At 48.4% G+C, this 17,184-nt stretch carries 11 protein-coding genes; 6 read left to right on the forward strand and 5 right to left on the reverse strand.

The annotated features are described in order from the left end of the window. Positions 1-35: 35 nt before the first annotated feature. Complete coding sequence (locus E3U44_RS06240) at positions 36-2,192, reverse strand: LysM peptidoglycan-binding domain-containing protein (RefSeq protein ID WP_134357217.1); 2,157 nt, start codon at positions 2,190-2,192, stop codon at positions 36-38. Positions 2,193-2,541: 349 nt separating this feature from the next. On the opposite strand from E3U44_RS06240, the gene E3U44_RS06245 reads away from it, so the two are divergent. The 5 genes from E3U44_RS06245 to E3U44_RS06265 all read left to right on the forward strand — a co-directional run bounded on the left by E3U44_RS06245 (position 2,542) and on the right by E3U44_RS06265 (position 6,791). Beyond that, on the forward strand, positions 2,542-3,015 hold the full coding sequence (locus E3U44_RS06245) for an SRPBCC family protein (RefSeq protein ID WP_134357219.1): 474 nt from the start codon (positions 2,542-2,544) through the stop codon (positions 3,013-3,015). Positions 3,016-3,130: 115 nt separating this feature from the next. After that, a complete protein-coding gene (locus E3U44_RS06250; RefSeq protein ID WP_134359685.1) occupies positions 3,131-3,580 on the forward strand; it encodes a PAS domain-containing protein in 450 nt (149 codons plus the stop codon). A gap of 128 nt (positions 3,581-3,708) precedes the next feature. Next, complete coding sequence (locus tag E3U44_RS06255) at positions 3,709-4,332, forward strand: hypothetical protein (protein WP_134357220.1); 624 nt, start codon at positions 3,709-3,711, stop codon at positions 4,330-4,332. An 8-nt stretch (positions 4,333-4,340) separates the two neighbouring features. After that, the gene (locus E3U44_RS06260; RefSeq protein WP_134357222.1) at positions 4,341-4,997 is read left to right on the forward strand and encodes a hypothetical protein; all 657 of its coding nucleotides are present in this window, start codon (positions 4,341-4,343) and stop codon (positions 4,995-4,997) included. Positions 4,998-5,291: 294 nt separating this feature from the next. Beyond that, complete coding sequence (locus tag E3U44_RS06265) at positions 5,292-6,791, forward strand: pyridoxal phosphate-dependent decarboxylase family protein (RefSeq protein ID WP_134357224.1); 1,500 nt, start codon at positions 5,292-5,294, stop codon at positions 6,789-6,791. Here E3U44_RS06265 and E3U44_RS06270 read toward each other — a convergent pair. From E3U44_RS06270 to E3U44_RS06280, 3 genes are all read right to left on the reverse strand, one after another. Then, positions 6,788-7,384, reverse strand: a complete 597-nt coding sequence (locus E3U44_RS06270; protein ID WP_134357225.1) for a CDP-alcohol phosphatidyltransferase family protein — start codon at positions 7,382-7,384, stop codon at positions 6,788-6,790. The genes E3U44_RS06265 and E3U44_RS06270 overlap by 4 nt on opposite strands. Before the next feature lie 96 nt (positions 7,385-7,480). Next, positions 7,481-8,644: an inositol-3-phosphate synthase gene (locus E3U44_RS06275; protein WP_134357227.1), complete on the reverse strand. Its 1,164-nt coding sequence runs from the start codon at positions 8,642-8,644 to the stop codon at positions 7,481-7,483. 303 nt (positions 8,645-8,947) lie between these two features. After that, positions 8,948-10,156: a PQQ-dependent sugar dehydrogenase gene (locus tag E3U44_RS06280; RefSeq protein WP_134357229.1), complete on the reverse strand. Its 1,209-nt coding sequence runs from the start codon at positions 10,154-10,156 to the stop codon at positions 8,948-8,950. Between the two features lie 147 nt (positions 10,157-10,303). Here E3U44_RS06280 and E3U44_RS06285 point away from each other — a divergent pair, with 147 nt between their 5' ends. Beyond that, complete coding sequence (locus tag E3U44_RS06285) at positions 10,304-12,256, forward strand: PAS domain S-box protein (protein ID WP_134357230.1); 1,953 nt, start codon at positions 10,304-10,306, stop codon at positions 12,254-12,256. Positions 12,257-12,288: 32 nt separating this feature from the next. On the opposite strand, the gene E3U44_RS06290 is transcribed toward E3U44_RS06285, so the two are convergent. Continuing rightward, entirely contained in the window at positions 12,289-17,067 is a 4,779-nt protein-coding gene (locus E3U44_RS06290; RefSeq protein WP_134357231.1) for an NAD-glutamate dehydrogenase domain-containing protein, read from the reverse strand. Positions 17,068-17,184: the final 117 nt, after the last annotated feature.

The raw sequence follows: 17,184 nt of genomic DNA on the forward strand, positions 1-17,184 counted from the left end.
GTCCTGTAGATTAGGAAGTTGCCCCCATGAGTGATTTAACCCTCTCTCCGGGAGGCTGAAAGCAATTTCCCTTTTATTTCCACTGAGGCCACGGGTAGAGATTTTTCCTCGCGCCGTGCTAGCCGGGGAATGACCACTCGCGTGCCTGCAACTACGGCACTGAAATCTAAATCCGGGTTATATTGGCGCAATAGCCAAAGGGGAACCTGATACTTTTGCTGAGCCAGCAGCCAAAGGGATTCCCCTTGCTGTACTACATGTTCCTCAGTGCCTATGATACGGTATTGTTCGAAGAAAGTCTCTTGCAAACGGCGATGGTAGGCTTGGCGTCGGGCCTCGAAAACCGCAGTTGTAATACGGGAAAAGTCAAGCCTGAGCCGCTGTCCCACGATCACCGGTCGGCCAACAGGTAAGCTATTGATATTTCGCAATTGCTTGGTGTTCAATTCTAGCCAGTGAGCGTAGTGGCCGAGGGTTTCGGTCGCTTGGACCTCAATGGTGCCTTCTTTGGTCACAGCGTAGTTGCTGGGATCAGCAGATAAGGCCGGGCCGCACTCTGGGGGCAGTAGGGGTTCGCAGCCACCTTCCTCCTGGATAACGATGGCGACTTTTTGGATAGCCCCAACTTTGGTTGGGGTAGTCTCTTCTCTCAATACCACCGACGTTGTTTTTGCCCTGCTCGGGCGTCCTTTCCCCCGCGCAGACACCTGATTTCCCGAAGAAGACACTAACCGTAAATTTTGGCCAGCATAAATTCGGTGTTTATTGGTAATGCCATTGACTTGCAGTAAGGCTTGTTCGGTAATGCCGAAACGGTGGGCGATCCCAGATAGGGTGTCGCCGCGCTGCACCGTGTAGTGCTGAGTTGGTAAGCCGTCAGCGGGTAAAGGCAATTGTAGAACTTGACCAACCCGGATATGGTGGCGGCTGGAAAGCCCATTTAGTTTCACTAGTTGACGGACCTTAATGCGGTAGCGTTGGGCAATATGGGACAGGGTTTGCCCCCGTTGAACCTTATGAAAGCGGTCCGGTACTTGTCTTTCAAATCGTTCCCAGGGCGCTAAAGAGGCGATTGCCTTGACCCGGCGACAGGAGGGAATACAGGGTACGCGCAATTCATAGCCCCGGGGCACGTATTTATGCCCATTCCAAATGGGGGAACGCAGGGCAGGATTGCTTTGTTTGAGTGTAGCTTGCTCAAGTCCCCAAGCCCGCTGCAGGGCATCGACGGGAACAAAGTCCGGAAGTGCTATGACCTCGCTTTTTTCCGGCTTATGGGGCTGAAAGGGGCCGAAATAGTGCTTTGCTTTGGTATCTACGTCCAATGCAGCAAGAAAGGCCACATAAAAATTGCGCGAGGCAAAGCCAAAAGTAGGACTTTTATAGTGTTGCCGGATAGCCACAATATCCGAGGTTCCCACTTGCTCCTTGGCTCGGCGCATCCCTGCGGCGCCGTGATTGTAAGCTGTGATGGCCAAGGGCCAGCTGCCGGTAATTTTATAATTATGCTGGAGCAAGCGAGCAGCAGCTACGGTAGCCTTAAAGGGATCGAGGCGCTCGTCCACCATTTGGTCAATGCGTAAGAAACGCCGTCCGGTGGAGCGGGTAAACTGCCACAGCCCGGCTGCGCCAGCATGGGAAAGGGCGGCTGGATTGAATGAGGATTCCACGTGGGGCAGAACCGCCAATTCCCGCGGCAAATCTAATGAGTGTAAGGTATTAAAAATAAAAGGTTTATAGGCACCAGCGCGGATGAGTCCTGCGCGAAACCGATTGGCCTGTCCCCGCTGGAAACGAATCCTAGCGGCAGCGGCATGGAGGGTTTGATTGCTCACATTTTGGGGCCAAAGTTTGAGTACCCGCTGTTCCTCTTTGGTGAGATTCTGGCGGTTGCCTTCGGCGAGTCGAAGCAAGATCGCTTGGTAATGTTGTCGGCGGTCCTGAATGCGCTTTTTAGCAGTCTTCCAGTTTAAGTTGGCAGGCACTGAGATAGTTTCATAAACTACATTAAGGTGGTGATTATCATGGATAAATCCATGGTTATTATCGATTTCGGTATAGACCCGGGTCCAGAAACGGATATCCTGGGTTAGCGCCGGCGGTCGGGGGAATAAATCCCATGATTTAGCCAACACCGGGCTGGCCAGAGAAAGCAAGGCGCCCATAAAAATCACGGCAGAGGGGTAAGACATGTTTTTCTGCTCCAACATGTATTGTTAGTTCTTATTTCGTCCGCGAGCGCGGCAGGTTTAAGGAGTATTTTAAAGGTAAGAAAAACTAGGTAAAAAGTCGATTGTTTTCTAGGAAGTATTGATTAGTTTCAACTATCATTTGTTAGTAGGGCTGTCCGGGTGATTTTGGTTTTTATTCAATTTCTACTAAATTATAGATTGACGTTTTATATAAATTTGGTTAGCAACACCTGCCACATATAGGGATATGTCGCCAGGCCTGCCCAAGTGGCATGTGAGGCTATCCGGGGCCGAATTTGAACATAAGAACTGAATGATTGCCATCCCATAGCGAAGTGGAGGCCTGAGCATGGTGAGCGCCCAATCAAGCATCGTGATAGTCCGACCTGTCGATGATGTGTTCCAATTCATATCGGTAAATTTTTTCCAGAATTATCCTAAATGGTCCCCTGAAGTCGTAGAGCTAGAGAAGCTGTCTGACGGACCGGTAAAAGTAGGCACCAGGGGAAGGCAAGTCAGAAATGATCAGGGCCGCCGCACGGAGTCGACATTTCGCGTTACCCGATTCGAACCTAATCATTGTTTTTCCTGTGAGGGAACTGCCCAGACCCCTTTTCGGGTGATTTACAATTTTGAAGCTCTTGATCAAGCGACAAAGGTTAAATTTACCTTCGAATTATTAAAGATTGACTTTTTTATGCGACCCTTTGAAAAGCTTATTGAGGCGGCTATCCGAGGAGGAGCGGACAGAGTAGTGCATAATCTCAAAGGGCTACTCGAAGAAGAAGCAACGGAGTCCTCAGGCTCTGCCAAGCGTTCATGAGCAGCCCGAATAAATCTTATGGGTTGTCCCTAGACTTGGGAAGGTCAATATCAATCTCAGAGAGCCACTCTGGGGCGGCGAAGTGTCTGCTCGCTTCGGAAAGAGGAGAAAAGCGATGTCATTTATCGTTGAAAAAGATGAGGGGCTTATACCTCGGGTTTTATCGCAAATCTTGGACTCCTGTGTAAATGGAGTCTCGTTAACTGATCCTGATCAGGAAGATAATCCTCTTGTTTATGTCAATGAAGCCTTTGAGAAAATAACCGGCTATAAAAAAGAGGAAATTCTTGGCAAGAATTGTCGTGTTTTGCAAGGTGACGATAGGAATCAGGAGGAAGTCAAACGTCTCAGAGAAGCTATTCAAAAGCGAGTTCCCATTGAGGTGGACATAAGAAATTACAAAAAAAATGGCGAGCTTTTTTATAACCACCTCGCTATCAATCCGGTATTCGATCAAGATGGCAACCTGCTTTATTTTTTAGGGATACAATATGATGTCACAAAGCAAGTTCTTGCAGAGCAGGAAATAGAAAAACTCCGCCAGGCCTTGGGAGAGAAAACTTAAAAATCATAGGCGCTCACAGGTTAGCAAGCAGATATTTTTAAGTGCTTATATTAAATGAATTTTTTATTGACGGGACGGTTTTTTTTGGGGTAGAAGTTATAAGGATTTAAAAACGAGGAAGTGCTCCTATGGGCGAAAATCGTCAGCGCTCAGAATTGGTGACCCGATCCGGGTTACGGCCCTTTTTTTATGATTCTGTGCAAGATGCGATTGAAAATCAGCACGTGGAAGCAGATGAAGCAACGATTCTTTATCTGGTTAATCTCCTCACTGATTTTTCTCGTTCGGAAAAAATTTTTGGCTATACCCAGGAAGGGCCTGTCCTGCAGCCCTTGGCTGAACTGTATGGCTTTGCTGTTGAAGCCACCTCCCAGAGTGAACGTAAGCTTATACTACAACGTTTAGGCGATGTGGCTTTATTCATTTCTGGACTTTTTTCCGGCTACTTTCATCGCCGGTTAGTGAATGTAGACTACTACATCGCCATGGGGGGGAGCGCCTACGCTTATCTGTATGACCTCAAGAGCCAAAGTCCAAGAGAGCAGGCCCTAGCGACGATTTTTCGACAGTTATCCCGACAATTTGTGCAGTTTGTTGATGTGCTGGCGGAAGTTGGTGAAAATGCCTTCGGTTCAAACAAGCAGGATATCTTCGAACTCTATGAATTATGGGTAAAGACAGGCAGCCCCCGCCTTGAACGTAAGCTAAGAGACTTTGGTATTAGCCCACAACATTTTGGACCGGTCCATTAGAAACCATTGTGGATTTGAATGCTCTTCAAGCCCAGCTTGAACATATTTACGATGTTCGTACCTACCATCGGGTAGAAGATTTCCTAGTCACAGACCCGACTTTAGTGGATCAATTTACGGAGGATTCTAGGAGTGGGCAATCCCCATCGATGGAATCGCTCTTGATTCGCCAGGGCGAGGATAATCTTGATCTCGCTTTGTATCTTAATCAGGAACTGCTTGACCAGCTGGGGCGTGATAATCCCACAGAATTACTCCATGATGGCAATTTGGCAGAATTTTGGTTTGCCCTTGAAGGGGTGAGCCATTTCCTTTATCTTGCCTGGAATGCGGGTTTTGAGCGCACGGTGACACAATTAGAACTCGAACTTCAAGCTGAAATTGATAAGTGCGTGCTGACTGCAGCATTGGTCTATCATCAACGGGGAATAGCAGATATGCGACTGCTGAGGCGTGTGCTTTTTGAAGAAACACGCCTTCGTGATGGGCTTGATAATATCCAACAGCAGCGGTATCGAGAAGCCAACCGTCTTGCTGCCCGCTATTGCGGTACTCTTGAGGAGAAGTATTCGCTTATTCCTCAAAATTCATATTTAGTCAATGAGCTGCGGCGCTTTTATCGAATGCCCCAAAGTCGTAAGATCCGGCATATCCGAGTGGTTTGAATTTTGCATCTCCTCTGTTGAATAACTTGCAACTATGGCCTCTTAGCATTCATGAGAGGCCCAGCGGAGGAATTTGAGATGCGGGGACAAAGCAACCAATGGCAAATAAGATATCGTCTTTGTTGGCGCGACCGGAAGAGCTGCGAATATGGGTATAGCGCTTGGATGGATGATCCTAAGCGAGCTTGGGAGGCACTTTTACGTACCCCGACGACCTGGAATCGGATGTACTGGTTGGAAACACGCCGAATCTGGTATTAAAAACAGCGGGTAGGTTTTTTCTCGCCGGTGAGAATGGCATATGAGTGGGAAAATGGCGATAATCATGGGGTGAATATTGGAGAGTCCATGAACCTTCCCATTACCGATAAGACCTTATCTGCTTTAGATCCTTCCCCAGCCCATCTTCAAAAGCTCCTTGATGAAGTGGGCCAGCGGTTGGCCGCCTTTATTGAAACGGTAGATCAGCAACCTGCCCAGGCTGCTGATCACTTTGACCCCCAAGCCTCCTGGCTGCGGGAGCCAATACCCGAAACCCCCAGCGCCCCAGGGGAGCTGCTCGATTTTATTTTCGAGCAAGTGATCCCGATTGCCTTCAATTCAGCTAGCCCGGGCTATCTCGCCTATGTCCCGGGAGGGGGATTGTTTTCCTCGGCCCTGGGGGAGTTGATTGCCGCTACCGTCAATCGCTACACAGGCAAGTGGGGGGCCGCGCCTGCTGCCGTTGAGCTAGAAACCCAGTTTCTTCGTTGGTTGGCAGAATTGATGGGGTTGCCTCAAGGCTCGCTGGGGGTTTTGACTTCGGGGGCCTCCATGTCAACCCTTATCGCCCTAGTTGCTGCCAGGGAGAAATATCTGGGGGATCACCTTCTGGAGGGCACTGTTTATTATTCTAGTGAAGTGCACCATGCGGTGATCAAAGCGGCCCGGGTGGCCGGTATTCCCACCAGGAATCTGCGGCCTATCCAGGTGGATACACGGTTTCGCCTGCGAGCTGATCGGCTTGAAGACGCGGTGCGCCGGGATCGCCAGCGAGGGCTGTTTCCTTTCTTTGTTTGTGGTACTGCTGGGACGGTGAATACGGGCGCCATGGATCCTCTGGCTGAGCTTGCCGCCATAGCCGCAAAGCATGATCTTTGGTTTCATGTGGATGGGGCCTATGGGGCTGGCTTTCGAATGTTACCGGAGCTGCAACCCCTATTTACAGGGATGGAGCAGGCGGATTCTATCGCGATGGATCCCCACAAGGGACTCTTTCTGGCCTATGGGACCGGGGCTCTACTCCTGCCTGAGATGTCGAATCTACGCCGGGCGTTTAGTGCCTCGGGGGCTTACCTTCCGGCGTCCCAGGCAAGCGACGAACATTTGGACTTTTGTGAGCTCTCGCCAGAACTTTCCCGTGAGTGGCGGGGGCTGCGTCTTTGGTTACCCTTTAAGCTCCATGGAGTGGCGGCTTTTCGCCAGGCACTGGGGGAGAAGCGCCGTTTGGCGATCCAGGCCTGGCGGCGGCTTTCCCTGGAGCCTGATGTGGAAATTGCCGCTCCTCCCGAACTTTCCCTTTTTGCTTTTCGGCAATGTTTTGAGGGAATCACTAGGGAGGAAGAAAATCGTCGCAATCAAGCATTGCTGGAACGCATTAATCAATCTCGCCGTATCATGATTACGGGAACGGAGATCAATGGCCGCTATTTCTTGAGAATCTGTATCCTCCATTTGCGTACCCATGAAGCCATATTAAACGAAGGGCTCGACCTTATCCTGGAGGCGCTCGCCGAGGCAAGAAAGCGTTTTTAGTCTATAGGTTTGGAGCGAAGATTGCTGGAAATATGGAAGAAGCGTTGGCCGGCTGTCCATAGACTGAGAACCGCAAGCAGATAAATCGCTTCGATGAGCAGGTCAAAAATTAAACCGATTCCCATGATGATGACCCGTTCGGGGCGGCTTACCCAACCAATAGCGCAAGTGATGCCTAAAGCTTCTGCCCGAGCCCGGGTGTAACTGGTGAGCATCCCCCCCAGCAGGGCCAATACAACCCCAGCCACCGCGGCGGCTTGCCCTTCCAAGGCTAAGCGGTAGGCGATGGCCATCAACATTGCCCCTTCGCTGATCCGATCCAGGGTGGAGTCAAGAAATGCGCCAAAGGGAGTGATTTTTTTCTCCAACCGGGCTAAGGCACCATCCAGAATATCAAGGCTGCTCCCTAACAGGAATAGAATACCGGCGGCAACGGGATAACCGGCCATCAAGATTCCCATGGCAATTAGGGCGAGGACAAAGCCGGCGATACTAATTTGATTGGGAGACAACCGGGAGCGGGCTAGTAGGCGCACGACTGGCGCTAGAATTTGGCGCACATAGTACTGTGAGATAGCGCGTAATTTTTCCACTACTTGATCCACCCCGGGTTATGATGTCCCTATGGACATATCTGCCCCGGCTTTTTGCTGGGGCAGATAAGCTGTTTTCCCATGCCAGGATGTTTCTTATCTTCGGGATGCTGCAGGTGATTTGTCCTCTTCCTGGCGATGACTGCGTGGTTCAGGTGATTCAACCAATTTATTTTCGATGAAAGCTTCAGTCATTCGGTAAGCTTCATCATCGGTATATTGTCTTGGAGGATGTTTGCAGAGATAAGCTGAGGGGGCATACAGCACGCCCCCTTGCCCACGTTCCAAGGCTAGCTTAACAAACCGGATGGCATCCACGGCAACGCCTGCCGAGTTGGGGGAATCCTCGACCGAAAGACGCAGTTCTAGGTTCATGGGGACATCTCCGAATAGTTTGCCTTCCATGCGGATGAAGCAAAGTTTATTATCTTTTTGCCAAGCGACGTAATCGCTGGGACCCACATGGATATTTTCTGGATCCAGGCGTTGGTTAGCAACTGCTTGGATGGCTTCTGTTTTAGATTCCTTCTTGGAGACTAGACGGTGGCGGTTCAACATATTAAGAAAATCTGTATTGCCGCCGGTGTTAAGCTGATAGGTCCGCTCTAGTTTGACGCCGCGCTTTCTAAATAGATCAGTTAAAGCACGGTGGGTAATAGTGGCTCCCATCTGGGCTTTAATATCGTCTCCGATAATGGGAAGATTTTTCTCCTCAAAGCGTTTGGCCCAGGCGGGATCGCTGGCGATAAAGACAGGAATATTATTGATAAAAGCGATGCCTGCCTCGAGGGCGCATTCCGCATAGAAATGGGTCGCTTGTTCCGAGCCTACTGGCAAATAGTTGAGGAGGATTTCCGCTCCGGATTCCCGTAAAATTTGTACGACTTCCTCCTGGGTAGGTTCAGGGTCATCAGCAAGGATAAAAGTATGCTTGGGATCGTAATCCCGCATGTGCTCTGAGAAGCTATCGAGAATTTTTCCCATTTTGACCCTGATGCCGGTTGTGGGAATATTCGGGCAGAATACCGCCGTACAATTGGGCTCGGCAAAAATGGCCTCGGCAACGTCTTTGCCCACCTTACGCCCGTCAATGTCAAAGGCTGCCACCACTTCAATATCCGATGGCTTATAGCCTCCGATCGACCAATGCATCAATCCAATGGCATCTTCTGCTTTCTTATCCCCATAATAATAAATTCCTTGTAACAATGAACTTGCACAATTGCCTATGCCCGTAATAGCGATCTTAATTTTGCTCATTGAGTATCAACCTCCATAAATGCAATGAGGCGGACCCCCATCCCAAACTATTTTATTAGTATTGTCTCGCGCCTGCGCTTGGTGCAGAAATAGCAGGTCGAGAGGGCCCCACTGGACTGGAGGGGGTTACATCGACCGAAACAGCTGTAGGCGGCCTATAGGTAGTTTGAAGTTTGCTCAATATTAATCAATAAATTAATTGGAGCATATTAATTATTATAGAAACTTCTCCTGTTTGGAAAGCTCAAATCGTTTGGTTTGTTGGAGAAACTTACTCCGGGTGAGTACTAATTCGGGTAAATACTAATTATGTATGGATTGCTTCAATCTGTTTAGTTGGGCCACTTTCCCCTTATAGATTATACGGTAAATACTGCCTGTGAAATCATCGGAGATATAGATGGCACCGTCGGGACCCTCAGCCACATCCACGGGACGCCCAATGACCTCTTCGTTGACTTCAAAGCCAGTGATGAACTTGCGCTCGGTAATCTCCCCAGCTTTATTAAAGTGTAAAGAAATAACTTCGTATCCCTGTTTTTGGGTTCGGTTCCAGGAGCCATGGAGGGCCACCAAAGCTGACCCCTGATAGACGAGGGGAAACTGCTCACCGCGCAAGAAAGTGATGCCTAGGGGAGCCGTGTGAGCCGCAAAATGATATACGGGCGCTATGCTCCTTTCAATGTCCTTTTGATGGCTTGGCCCAAAAGTAGGATCGGGGACTTTATCGCCATTAGCGTAGGGCCAGCCGTAAAATTTGCCTTGTTCTATAAGATTCAACTCATCCGGAGGAAAATTATCCCCTAAAAGGTCACGGCCATTATCCGTGCCGTAGAGCTTGTGGGTGCGGGGGTGCCAGTCAAAGCCAACGGTATTTCTCAGGCCAGTCGCAAAAATTTCCCCCTGGCCGCCTTCGGGGGGAAAACGGAGCAGCGCCGCCCGCCGGGGGTCTGCTTCTTCGCAAGCATTGCAGCTCGAACCCACGGAAACATACAGCCAGCCATCCGGACCAAAACCCAAGGTGCGTGTCCAATGCCCGCCGCCACTTGGGAGTTGGGCGATGCGCTGGTATTTTCCACGAACAGTACGCCCTGCGGCATCAAAGCGAATGCGGCCCACGGCATCTGTTTCGGCGACATAGAGCCAACCTTCATGGAGATCAATCCCATGAGGCCGATAAAGATCGGTGAGTAATGTATGACGGCCATCAGGCTGGTGGTCCTTATTGGTATCGTGTTCAAGTAGAACGATGTCTCCCGCATCGGGTAGGCTAACGAGAAGGTCCCCCTGGGGAGTAAATCGCAACATACGGGCACCTGAAAGATCTCTAGCATAGATCTCAATCAAAAATCCATCGGGCAAATGCAGTCGATCACGAAGGAGTTCGATGGAAGGCTTCCCCCAGCCAAACAATCGGATCGGCACGTTTACGGCAAAACGCTCCGGCAGGAGCAACCAGAGGATGATACCGGCAAGCAGCAGGTAAGCAAGCACGCGAAGGAAAACCTTCATTCTTTTTCGGCTGTCCACTACAGTTATTTTGACAATATACCTTTAAATTCCTATTTGATCTATGTTAGCGATGTTTTTCCTCGGGTGTAGGGAGAGACTTGTTTTGTCATTGAAAAAATAAGCTTTGAATTTTAGGAGATTGGATTGATGTTAATCGGCGAAGATTCTGAAGTGCCGGAGAATCAGGATAAGGATGAACAAAATTCTGATTTAACCACCGACAAGCAGCGTGAAATAGCAGTCCAGAGGCTTGCCGCCATTGTCGAGTCTTCCGAGGATGCCATTATCAGTAAGACGCTCGATGGTATCATTGTGAGTTGGAATGCCGCTGCCGAACGAATATATGGTTATACTGCCGAGGAAGTTTGCGGCCAATCTATGTCTATTCTCGTACCCTCCGATCGACCTGATGAAATACCGCAAATTCTTCAGCACATTCGGCGCGGTGAGCGCATTAAACAGTTTGAGACAGTGCGCGTGCGGAAGGATGGTAGGAAAATTAATGTTTCTCTTACTATTTCACCTATCAAGGATAACCAGGGGCATATTGTGGGAGCCGCGACCATTGCTCGCGATATTACTCGGCGCAAGCAAAGAGAAGAAGAGTTGTTGTGGCTATCCCGTGCCATGGAGCAGAGTCCTGTTGCGGTAACTATTACAGATACTGCCGGCAACATTAAATACATCAATGCTAAATTTACGGAATTGACCGGTTACCACAAAGCAGAGGTTGTTGGGAAAAATCCGCGAATTCTGCAATCAGGGAAAACCCCTATTGAAGAATATCAGCGACTATGGGAAAGCATTACCTCAGGAGGGGAATGGCAAGGAGAGATACAAGACAAAAAAAAGAATGGGGAAATTTATTGGGTCCGAGAACATATTTCATCTATTAAGAATCCCCAAGGTGAAATTACCCATTTTCTTGCTATTGGGGAGGATATTTCCGAGCGTAAAAAGATTGAGCAAGCCCTTCGAGAGAGCGAAGAAAGGTTTCGCCAGGTAGCCAAGATGACCGGCGAATGGATATGGGAGCAAGATCCTTCAGGAGAATTTACTTATTGTAGTGGAGCAGTTAAAGAAATATTGGGGTATGAACCCGAGGAAATGCGTGGCAAGCATTACCGGGAGTTTTTTATCCCGGAGGCTCAAGAGGGTTGGGTTTATAAGAATTCAGATCAGCAACGGTTCTTCCGCATCGTCAACCACTATCGCCACAAGGATGGCCATGAAGTTTTTACGGAGTCTAGCGGTGAGCCTATTCTTGGTGAACAAGGCCAAATTATTAAGTGGCGGGGAGTGGATCGAGACATTACCAAGCATCTTGAAGCCCAGGAATTGATCCGACGGGCGCAAATAAAACTTGCAGTAGCACGCAACGAGTTAAGGATCGCACGCCAGATCCAAGAATCTTTGCTGCCTACAGAACCTTTGATCCTACCCGAAGTTCAGGTGGTTGGTTATTGTCTGCCCGCTTCCCAAGTCGGGGGAGATTATTTTGATTATTATCATCGAGCTGATCACAGAGTGGATGTGACCATTGCTGATGTTTCTGGACATTCCGTGGGACCGGCGTTGTTTATGGTCGAAACTCGCAGCGCATTGAAAGCGCAAATCCGATCCAAATTTAATGCTGCCAATACCCTGGCTGCTTTGAATGATTCACTTTATGAAGATTTAAACCGGGCTGATCACTTTATTACGATGTTTTATATGCAATATCACCTTGAGACGGGAGAAATTAATTATGCCAGTGCGGGCCATAGCCCACCTCTGCTATTACGCGGTGCTGAAGCAGTGTGTACCAAGCTCGAGGCGGATGGGCTGATTTTTGGAGTTAAGAAAGAAGTTTCCTTTGAGGAAAAGAGAACCCTGTTAGAAAAAGGAGATATCATGTTTCTCTATACGGATGGCATCATAGAGGCAGAGAGTAGGGACGGCGAATTTTTTGGCATTAAGCGTTTATGTAAAATACTGATTACCAATCGGCACCTTGCTCCCCAAGATCTCATTAAGGTCGTGGTAAAAAACTTACAAGACTTTTGTGAAAGCAAAACTTTTAAAGATGATGTCACGATGGTGGTCTTGAAAGCAATGTAAATATTTTTAAATATGAGAAGTGAGGGAGTAATTTAGGCTCGCACCAGGGCCTCCAATGCTCCATTCAGTACTGTAAAAGGTAGCAGATCGGTAGGTGATATTTCCTGTAATTCTTCCAGCAGCCTTTGATACTTCAATAATTTCTGTTGCCGCTTCTGAGCAGCAAAAAAAGTCGTCATGTTACGATCCGGCGTGGCGAGTATTGCTAAAGTTAAGGTAGCTAGATAAGCCCTAAATCGTTCCCTAAAGGTAGTTTGCGCTCTGCGCTCCCAACGGTTACGCACCGGTACCCGACTCAGTAACTCCTTTATCTCCGGGTAGCCTAAATAACGGCTGACTTCTTCATAAGCACTCACCACAGCAGTAAATTCTTCCCCCGAATCGTTAACAAGATCGACCAGAAGGGGAAAGTCAGTGAGGCGATCCCAAAGGGCAATGCGGCGAGAAAGTTCTGCTGTAAAACCCTCCTCTTGAAGCTCCTTGAGATTTCCTGAAAAAAGCTGGCATTCAGATTCGGATAAATTTTGTTCTTGGTGTTGCTCATACTGTGCTAAATAATCATGGAGCGAGGAGAGGGTTTTTTCACTGAGAATAATAGGTTTGTCTTGACTCACCGTCCAGTGGCAGAAACTGGCCAAAGTATCCTCAAGCTGTAATAACAGCGCATATTGGCGAGCACTAGGAATAATGTTGTCTAATGCATAGACTTGGGCACGCAAAGCATCTCCTGCCAGTACTTTATCAAAGGTCAAATAAGTGACCACAAGAGTGGTGATGGTGGTATTTTTTAATTCTTCTATCCAGGTGAGAAAGGTGCAGCCTGCGTGATCAATAATTATGTTGCACAAAACGGTGGCCGTAATTTCCTTCGCGAGGGGATGATCGGATAGTTGATTACCGAACTGGTCAGTTATGGCTTGTGGAAAATAACGGATGACAAATTCCTGCAGAAATGGCGAAGACAAGAAATCTGGCTGCTCTAATAGGGTTTGGTAGAGTTGCATTTTGCTATAGGACATCAGAACCGCCAACTCCGGGCGGGCTAAACCTTCACCATGTCGTGCCAGAACTTCCTTGCGGTGGGGAAATGCATCGGCAAGACGATCCAGCAATCCAGCATTTTCTAAGCGATCTGCCAGCTCCATAAAGGGTTCCATGTCTCGTAGGCAGCGCTGCCGATCAAGGGACAAGCATAGGCTCTGGCTGTAATTGTTTGCCAGTACCTGTTGACACACTTCTTCCTTGACCTTTTCGAGACACTGGTTTTGTTCTTCCCAGGAAGTGATGATTCCTTTCTCCCTCAAATGATTAAAAAGTATCTTGAGGTTTACCTCGTGGTCAGAAAGATCCACCCCCCCGGAGTTATCCGTAGCATCTGTATTGATATGGCCACCTCCTAAGGCGTATTCGGTACGCCCCCTCTGGGTAAAGCCCAAATTGGCTCCTTCACCGACTACCCGGGCTTGTATCTGGGAGGCATCGACCCGAACCGAGTCATTGGCCCGATCCCCCACATCCAGGTGCCTTTCCGTGCTTGCCTTCACATAGGTGCCAATGCCGCCGAACCAGAGTAGATCAACCGGGGCGGTGATGAGCAAGCGAATCAGTCCTTCACCATCCATGAATCGGTGCCGAGTATTGAGCCACTGGCGGACCTGGGGGGAAAGGGGAATATCCTTAGCCTGGCGGAGGTAAACTCCTCCGCCTTCGGAAATAAGGGCTCTGTCATAGTCGTTCCAGGAGGACCCCGGTAGTTCAAATAGTCGTTTCCGCTCTTTATAGGAAACTTCCGGGTCCGGGTCGGGATCAATAAAGATATACTCGGCCCCAAAGGCCGCCCGCAAACGTGTCTGGCGGGAGAGCAGCATGCCATTACCAAACACATCCCCATCCATGCTTCCAATGCCTACCGTGGTAAAGGGTTGGGTTTGAATGTCCTGATCCAGTTCACGGAAATGCCGCTTTACACACTCCCAGGCACCCCGGGCGGTGATCCCCAGTTTTTTATGATGGTAACCAAAAGCGCCGCCACTGGCGAAGGCGTCACCAAGCCAGAAATGATATTGCTTCGCCACTTCATTGGCGGTATCGGGTAGATGGGCTGTGCCTTTATCGGCGGCAACGACCAGATAGGGATCGGCTTCGTCATAGGCGACGATTTGGGGTGGGCGGACAATGGTGTTTCCTTGTCGGTTATCGGTAAGATCCAGGAGCCCCTGAATGAAGGTGATATAGGCTTGCTTAGACAGCTTGGCTCCTTCCTCACGGGTGCTAAAGGGATGTTTTACAATAAAGCCACCTTTAGCTCCCACCGGTACGATAAGGGCATTTTTCATCATTTGAGTTTGCATCAACCCGAGGATCTCCGTGCGAAAATCATCCGGGCGATCCGACCAACGCAGCCCCCCGCGGGCCACGCGCCCGCCGCGCAAGTGAATCCCTTCCATGGTCGCCGAATGGATATAGATTTCATACATGGGCCTAGGCGTAGGCATATCAATTACGCCTAAGCTGCTAATTTTAAAAGCAAGGAAATAATCCTTTTGGGCCTGCCTACGATAGAAATTGGTGCGCACGGTAGCATCGATGAGGTTAAATAAAGTCCGCAGAATGCGGTCTTCATTGACATTGGTGACCGATTTGAGGGCGGCAGCTAATTCCAAACGGATAGGAAGCAGTCCTTCTTCTTCCCGCCGCATCGGGTCATCCCAGCGAGGATCGGGGCGAAATCGGGCCTCAAAATAGCGGCACAGGAGCAAGGCCACCTGGGGATTATGACTGAGGGACTGGTGGAAACGAGAGAGGGTAAAAGGCGTACCGAGTTGGAAGTAGTAATTCCGATAGCTACGGAATATATCGATTTCCTTCCAGGAGAGCCCGGTTAGTACTAGTAGCTCATTCAAAGGATCGTTATCTACTTCGCCGCGAAACAAAGCTGTCAAAGCGTCCAAGAGAGGAGTGCGCAGGGAAGAAAGGGACTTGGCTGTCTCTCTGGTAACTTTTACAGAAAAACTTTTAATAAAAAGCCCTCGGTTTTCCACCTTGAGGGTAAATCGAACCTGATCGATCACCCTTAAACCTAAATTTTCTAGCACAGGCATCAGTTCATCGAGAAAACTTTCCCGGGAGCTATAAAACTGAAGCCGATAATGTTCCTTCGGTAGTTCGTAACGGGGATCCCACAAATCGATGAATTGCTGTTCTGTCTCTAAGACGTGTTCTAGTCCCTTGATATCTTGCAGTGCCGCTTGGGGGGGAATTAGGGCCCGATATTCTGGAGAAAAGCCCTTACGATATTTATTCCATAAAACCTCTCCTTGCTCCTTTCCCATGGCCTGTTCCAGCAGCAGCTGGAGTTTATAATCCCAGGGTTTGGCAATTTGGGAGAGTGTGCTTTCCAACCGGTTAATAGGAATATGGACTTCTTTTTGATGGGGCAGAAAAGTCAAGTGCAAGCCAATATAATGATTACGGATTCCTCGGATGACCTGGGAATTCTCAAGTGTCCCCGTGAGGGCGCGACAGAGGTAAGCTTCAATATCGCTTAAATGGGATTCATCAAAGAAATCTTGGGGGATAAGAATAAGGGTCGTAATTCTCGTTGGGCTAGGGCTGGCAAGGATAAGCAATTTGACAAGATCAGAGCGATAGAGAAAAGACAGTAAGGAGCGGGCGATGATTTGCAATTGTATCTCGCCCATAAAAAATAGCTCTACCTTAGGGAAAAGATTGAATAGCTCAATCAATTTATCGTATTCGTGACCAGCGGTGGGCACGTGTAACTGTTTTAAGCTTTGTTCTACTTTGTCCCGCAACGCCGGGATACTCATGGCCGTGCCTGCAAGCGCCGCTTCAGAGAATAAGCCGAGAAAAGCGTGCTCTTTGTATTTTCTTTTTTCTAAAGGTTCTTGAAACCCAAGATAAACTAAGGGTTCAGAGCGATAAAGGGCGCTGTTTATCCCCGTTTTCTGGACAAGTACGGGTAATTCTCGCTGAATCTCATCAGGGCGTAAGATCGTTAATAAAGGAGAGATGTTTGCCTTTATTGTCGAAGATCCAAATAAGGAATCAAGAGATAACCCCAGCTGTTTATTTTCTTGGATATGGAATTCTTTCTCAGCTTGAGTATTGACTATAAAGCTATAATAGGAAAAAGGAATAAAAGCACCTTCTCGAATCCAACTGAGGAAACTCTGCCAGGGGTGAAAAACCGGAGTCTGTTCTAGTTGGCTAAACTGTGCGGCCAGAGATTCTTTATTTTTTTGAACATTTAAAGTTGCTGAGAATATTTTCTCAATACGAGTCGTAAAGTTTTGTAAATGTTCTTTATTAGTTTCTTCAAGTTTCAGAATAATTAAGGACTCTTTAGGACCTAATTCGCTGCCTGCCTTTAAATCAATAATTTCCTGGCCATGGCGTTTTATCATCAAAACATGGTGGGCCATTATTTCAAAGGCCAGATCTTGTGATTGTTGTAAGACCTTGAGGGAATCAATCAGATAGGAAGCATCGGAGGAGCTTATCAACACCAATGTGCCGGCTTTCTCTGGGAAAGGTAAGCAATGCGTTGCAACCTCTGTTTCACACGCCCTAATGAAGGCAAAAAATTGGGTGATCAGGGGAGCGATGCGATAACGAGGGACAGAAAGTAAAAAAGATTCGGGGGTAATGAGTAAGCTAGAGAGCGCTTTAAGAAATCGTTTTTCGTGGGGTTCTTTTTGTTTGTCTAAAAGTGAATGAATTTCATTCAGTTTCTGCTCATAATCGTTGTAGGTTGCTTGGGACTCACGGACTTCCACAAAAATTTTCATAAGAATATAGCGGCAGATATTGGTGTTATATAGGCTGTTATCCTATTTCACTATAGTCAGGAGAAGACGAGGAATCGCCAAGTTATCTCCTGATGGGGGAGATTGAGGATTAAGAGG

Origin of the sequence: Nitrosococcus wardiae, from assembly GCF_004421105.1 — a bacterium.
GTDB lineage: Bacteria > Pseudomonadota > Gammaproteobacteria > Nitrosococcales > Nitrosococcaceae > Nitrosococcus > Nitrosococcus wardiae.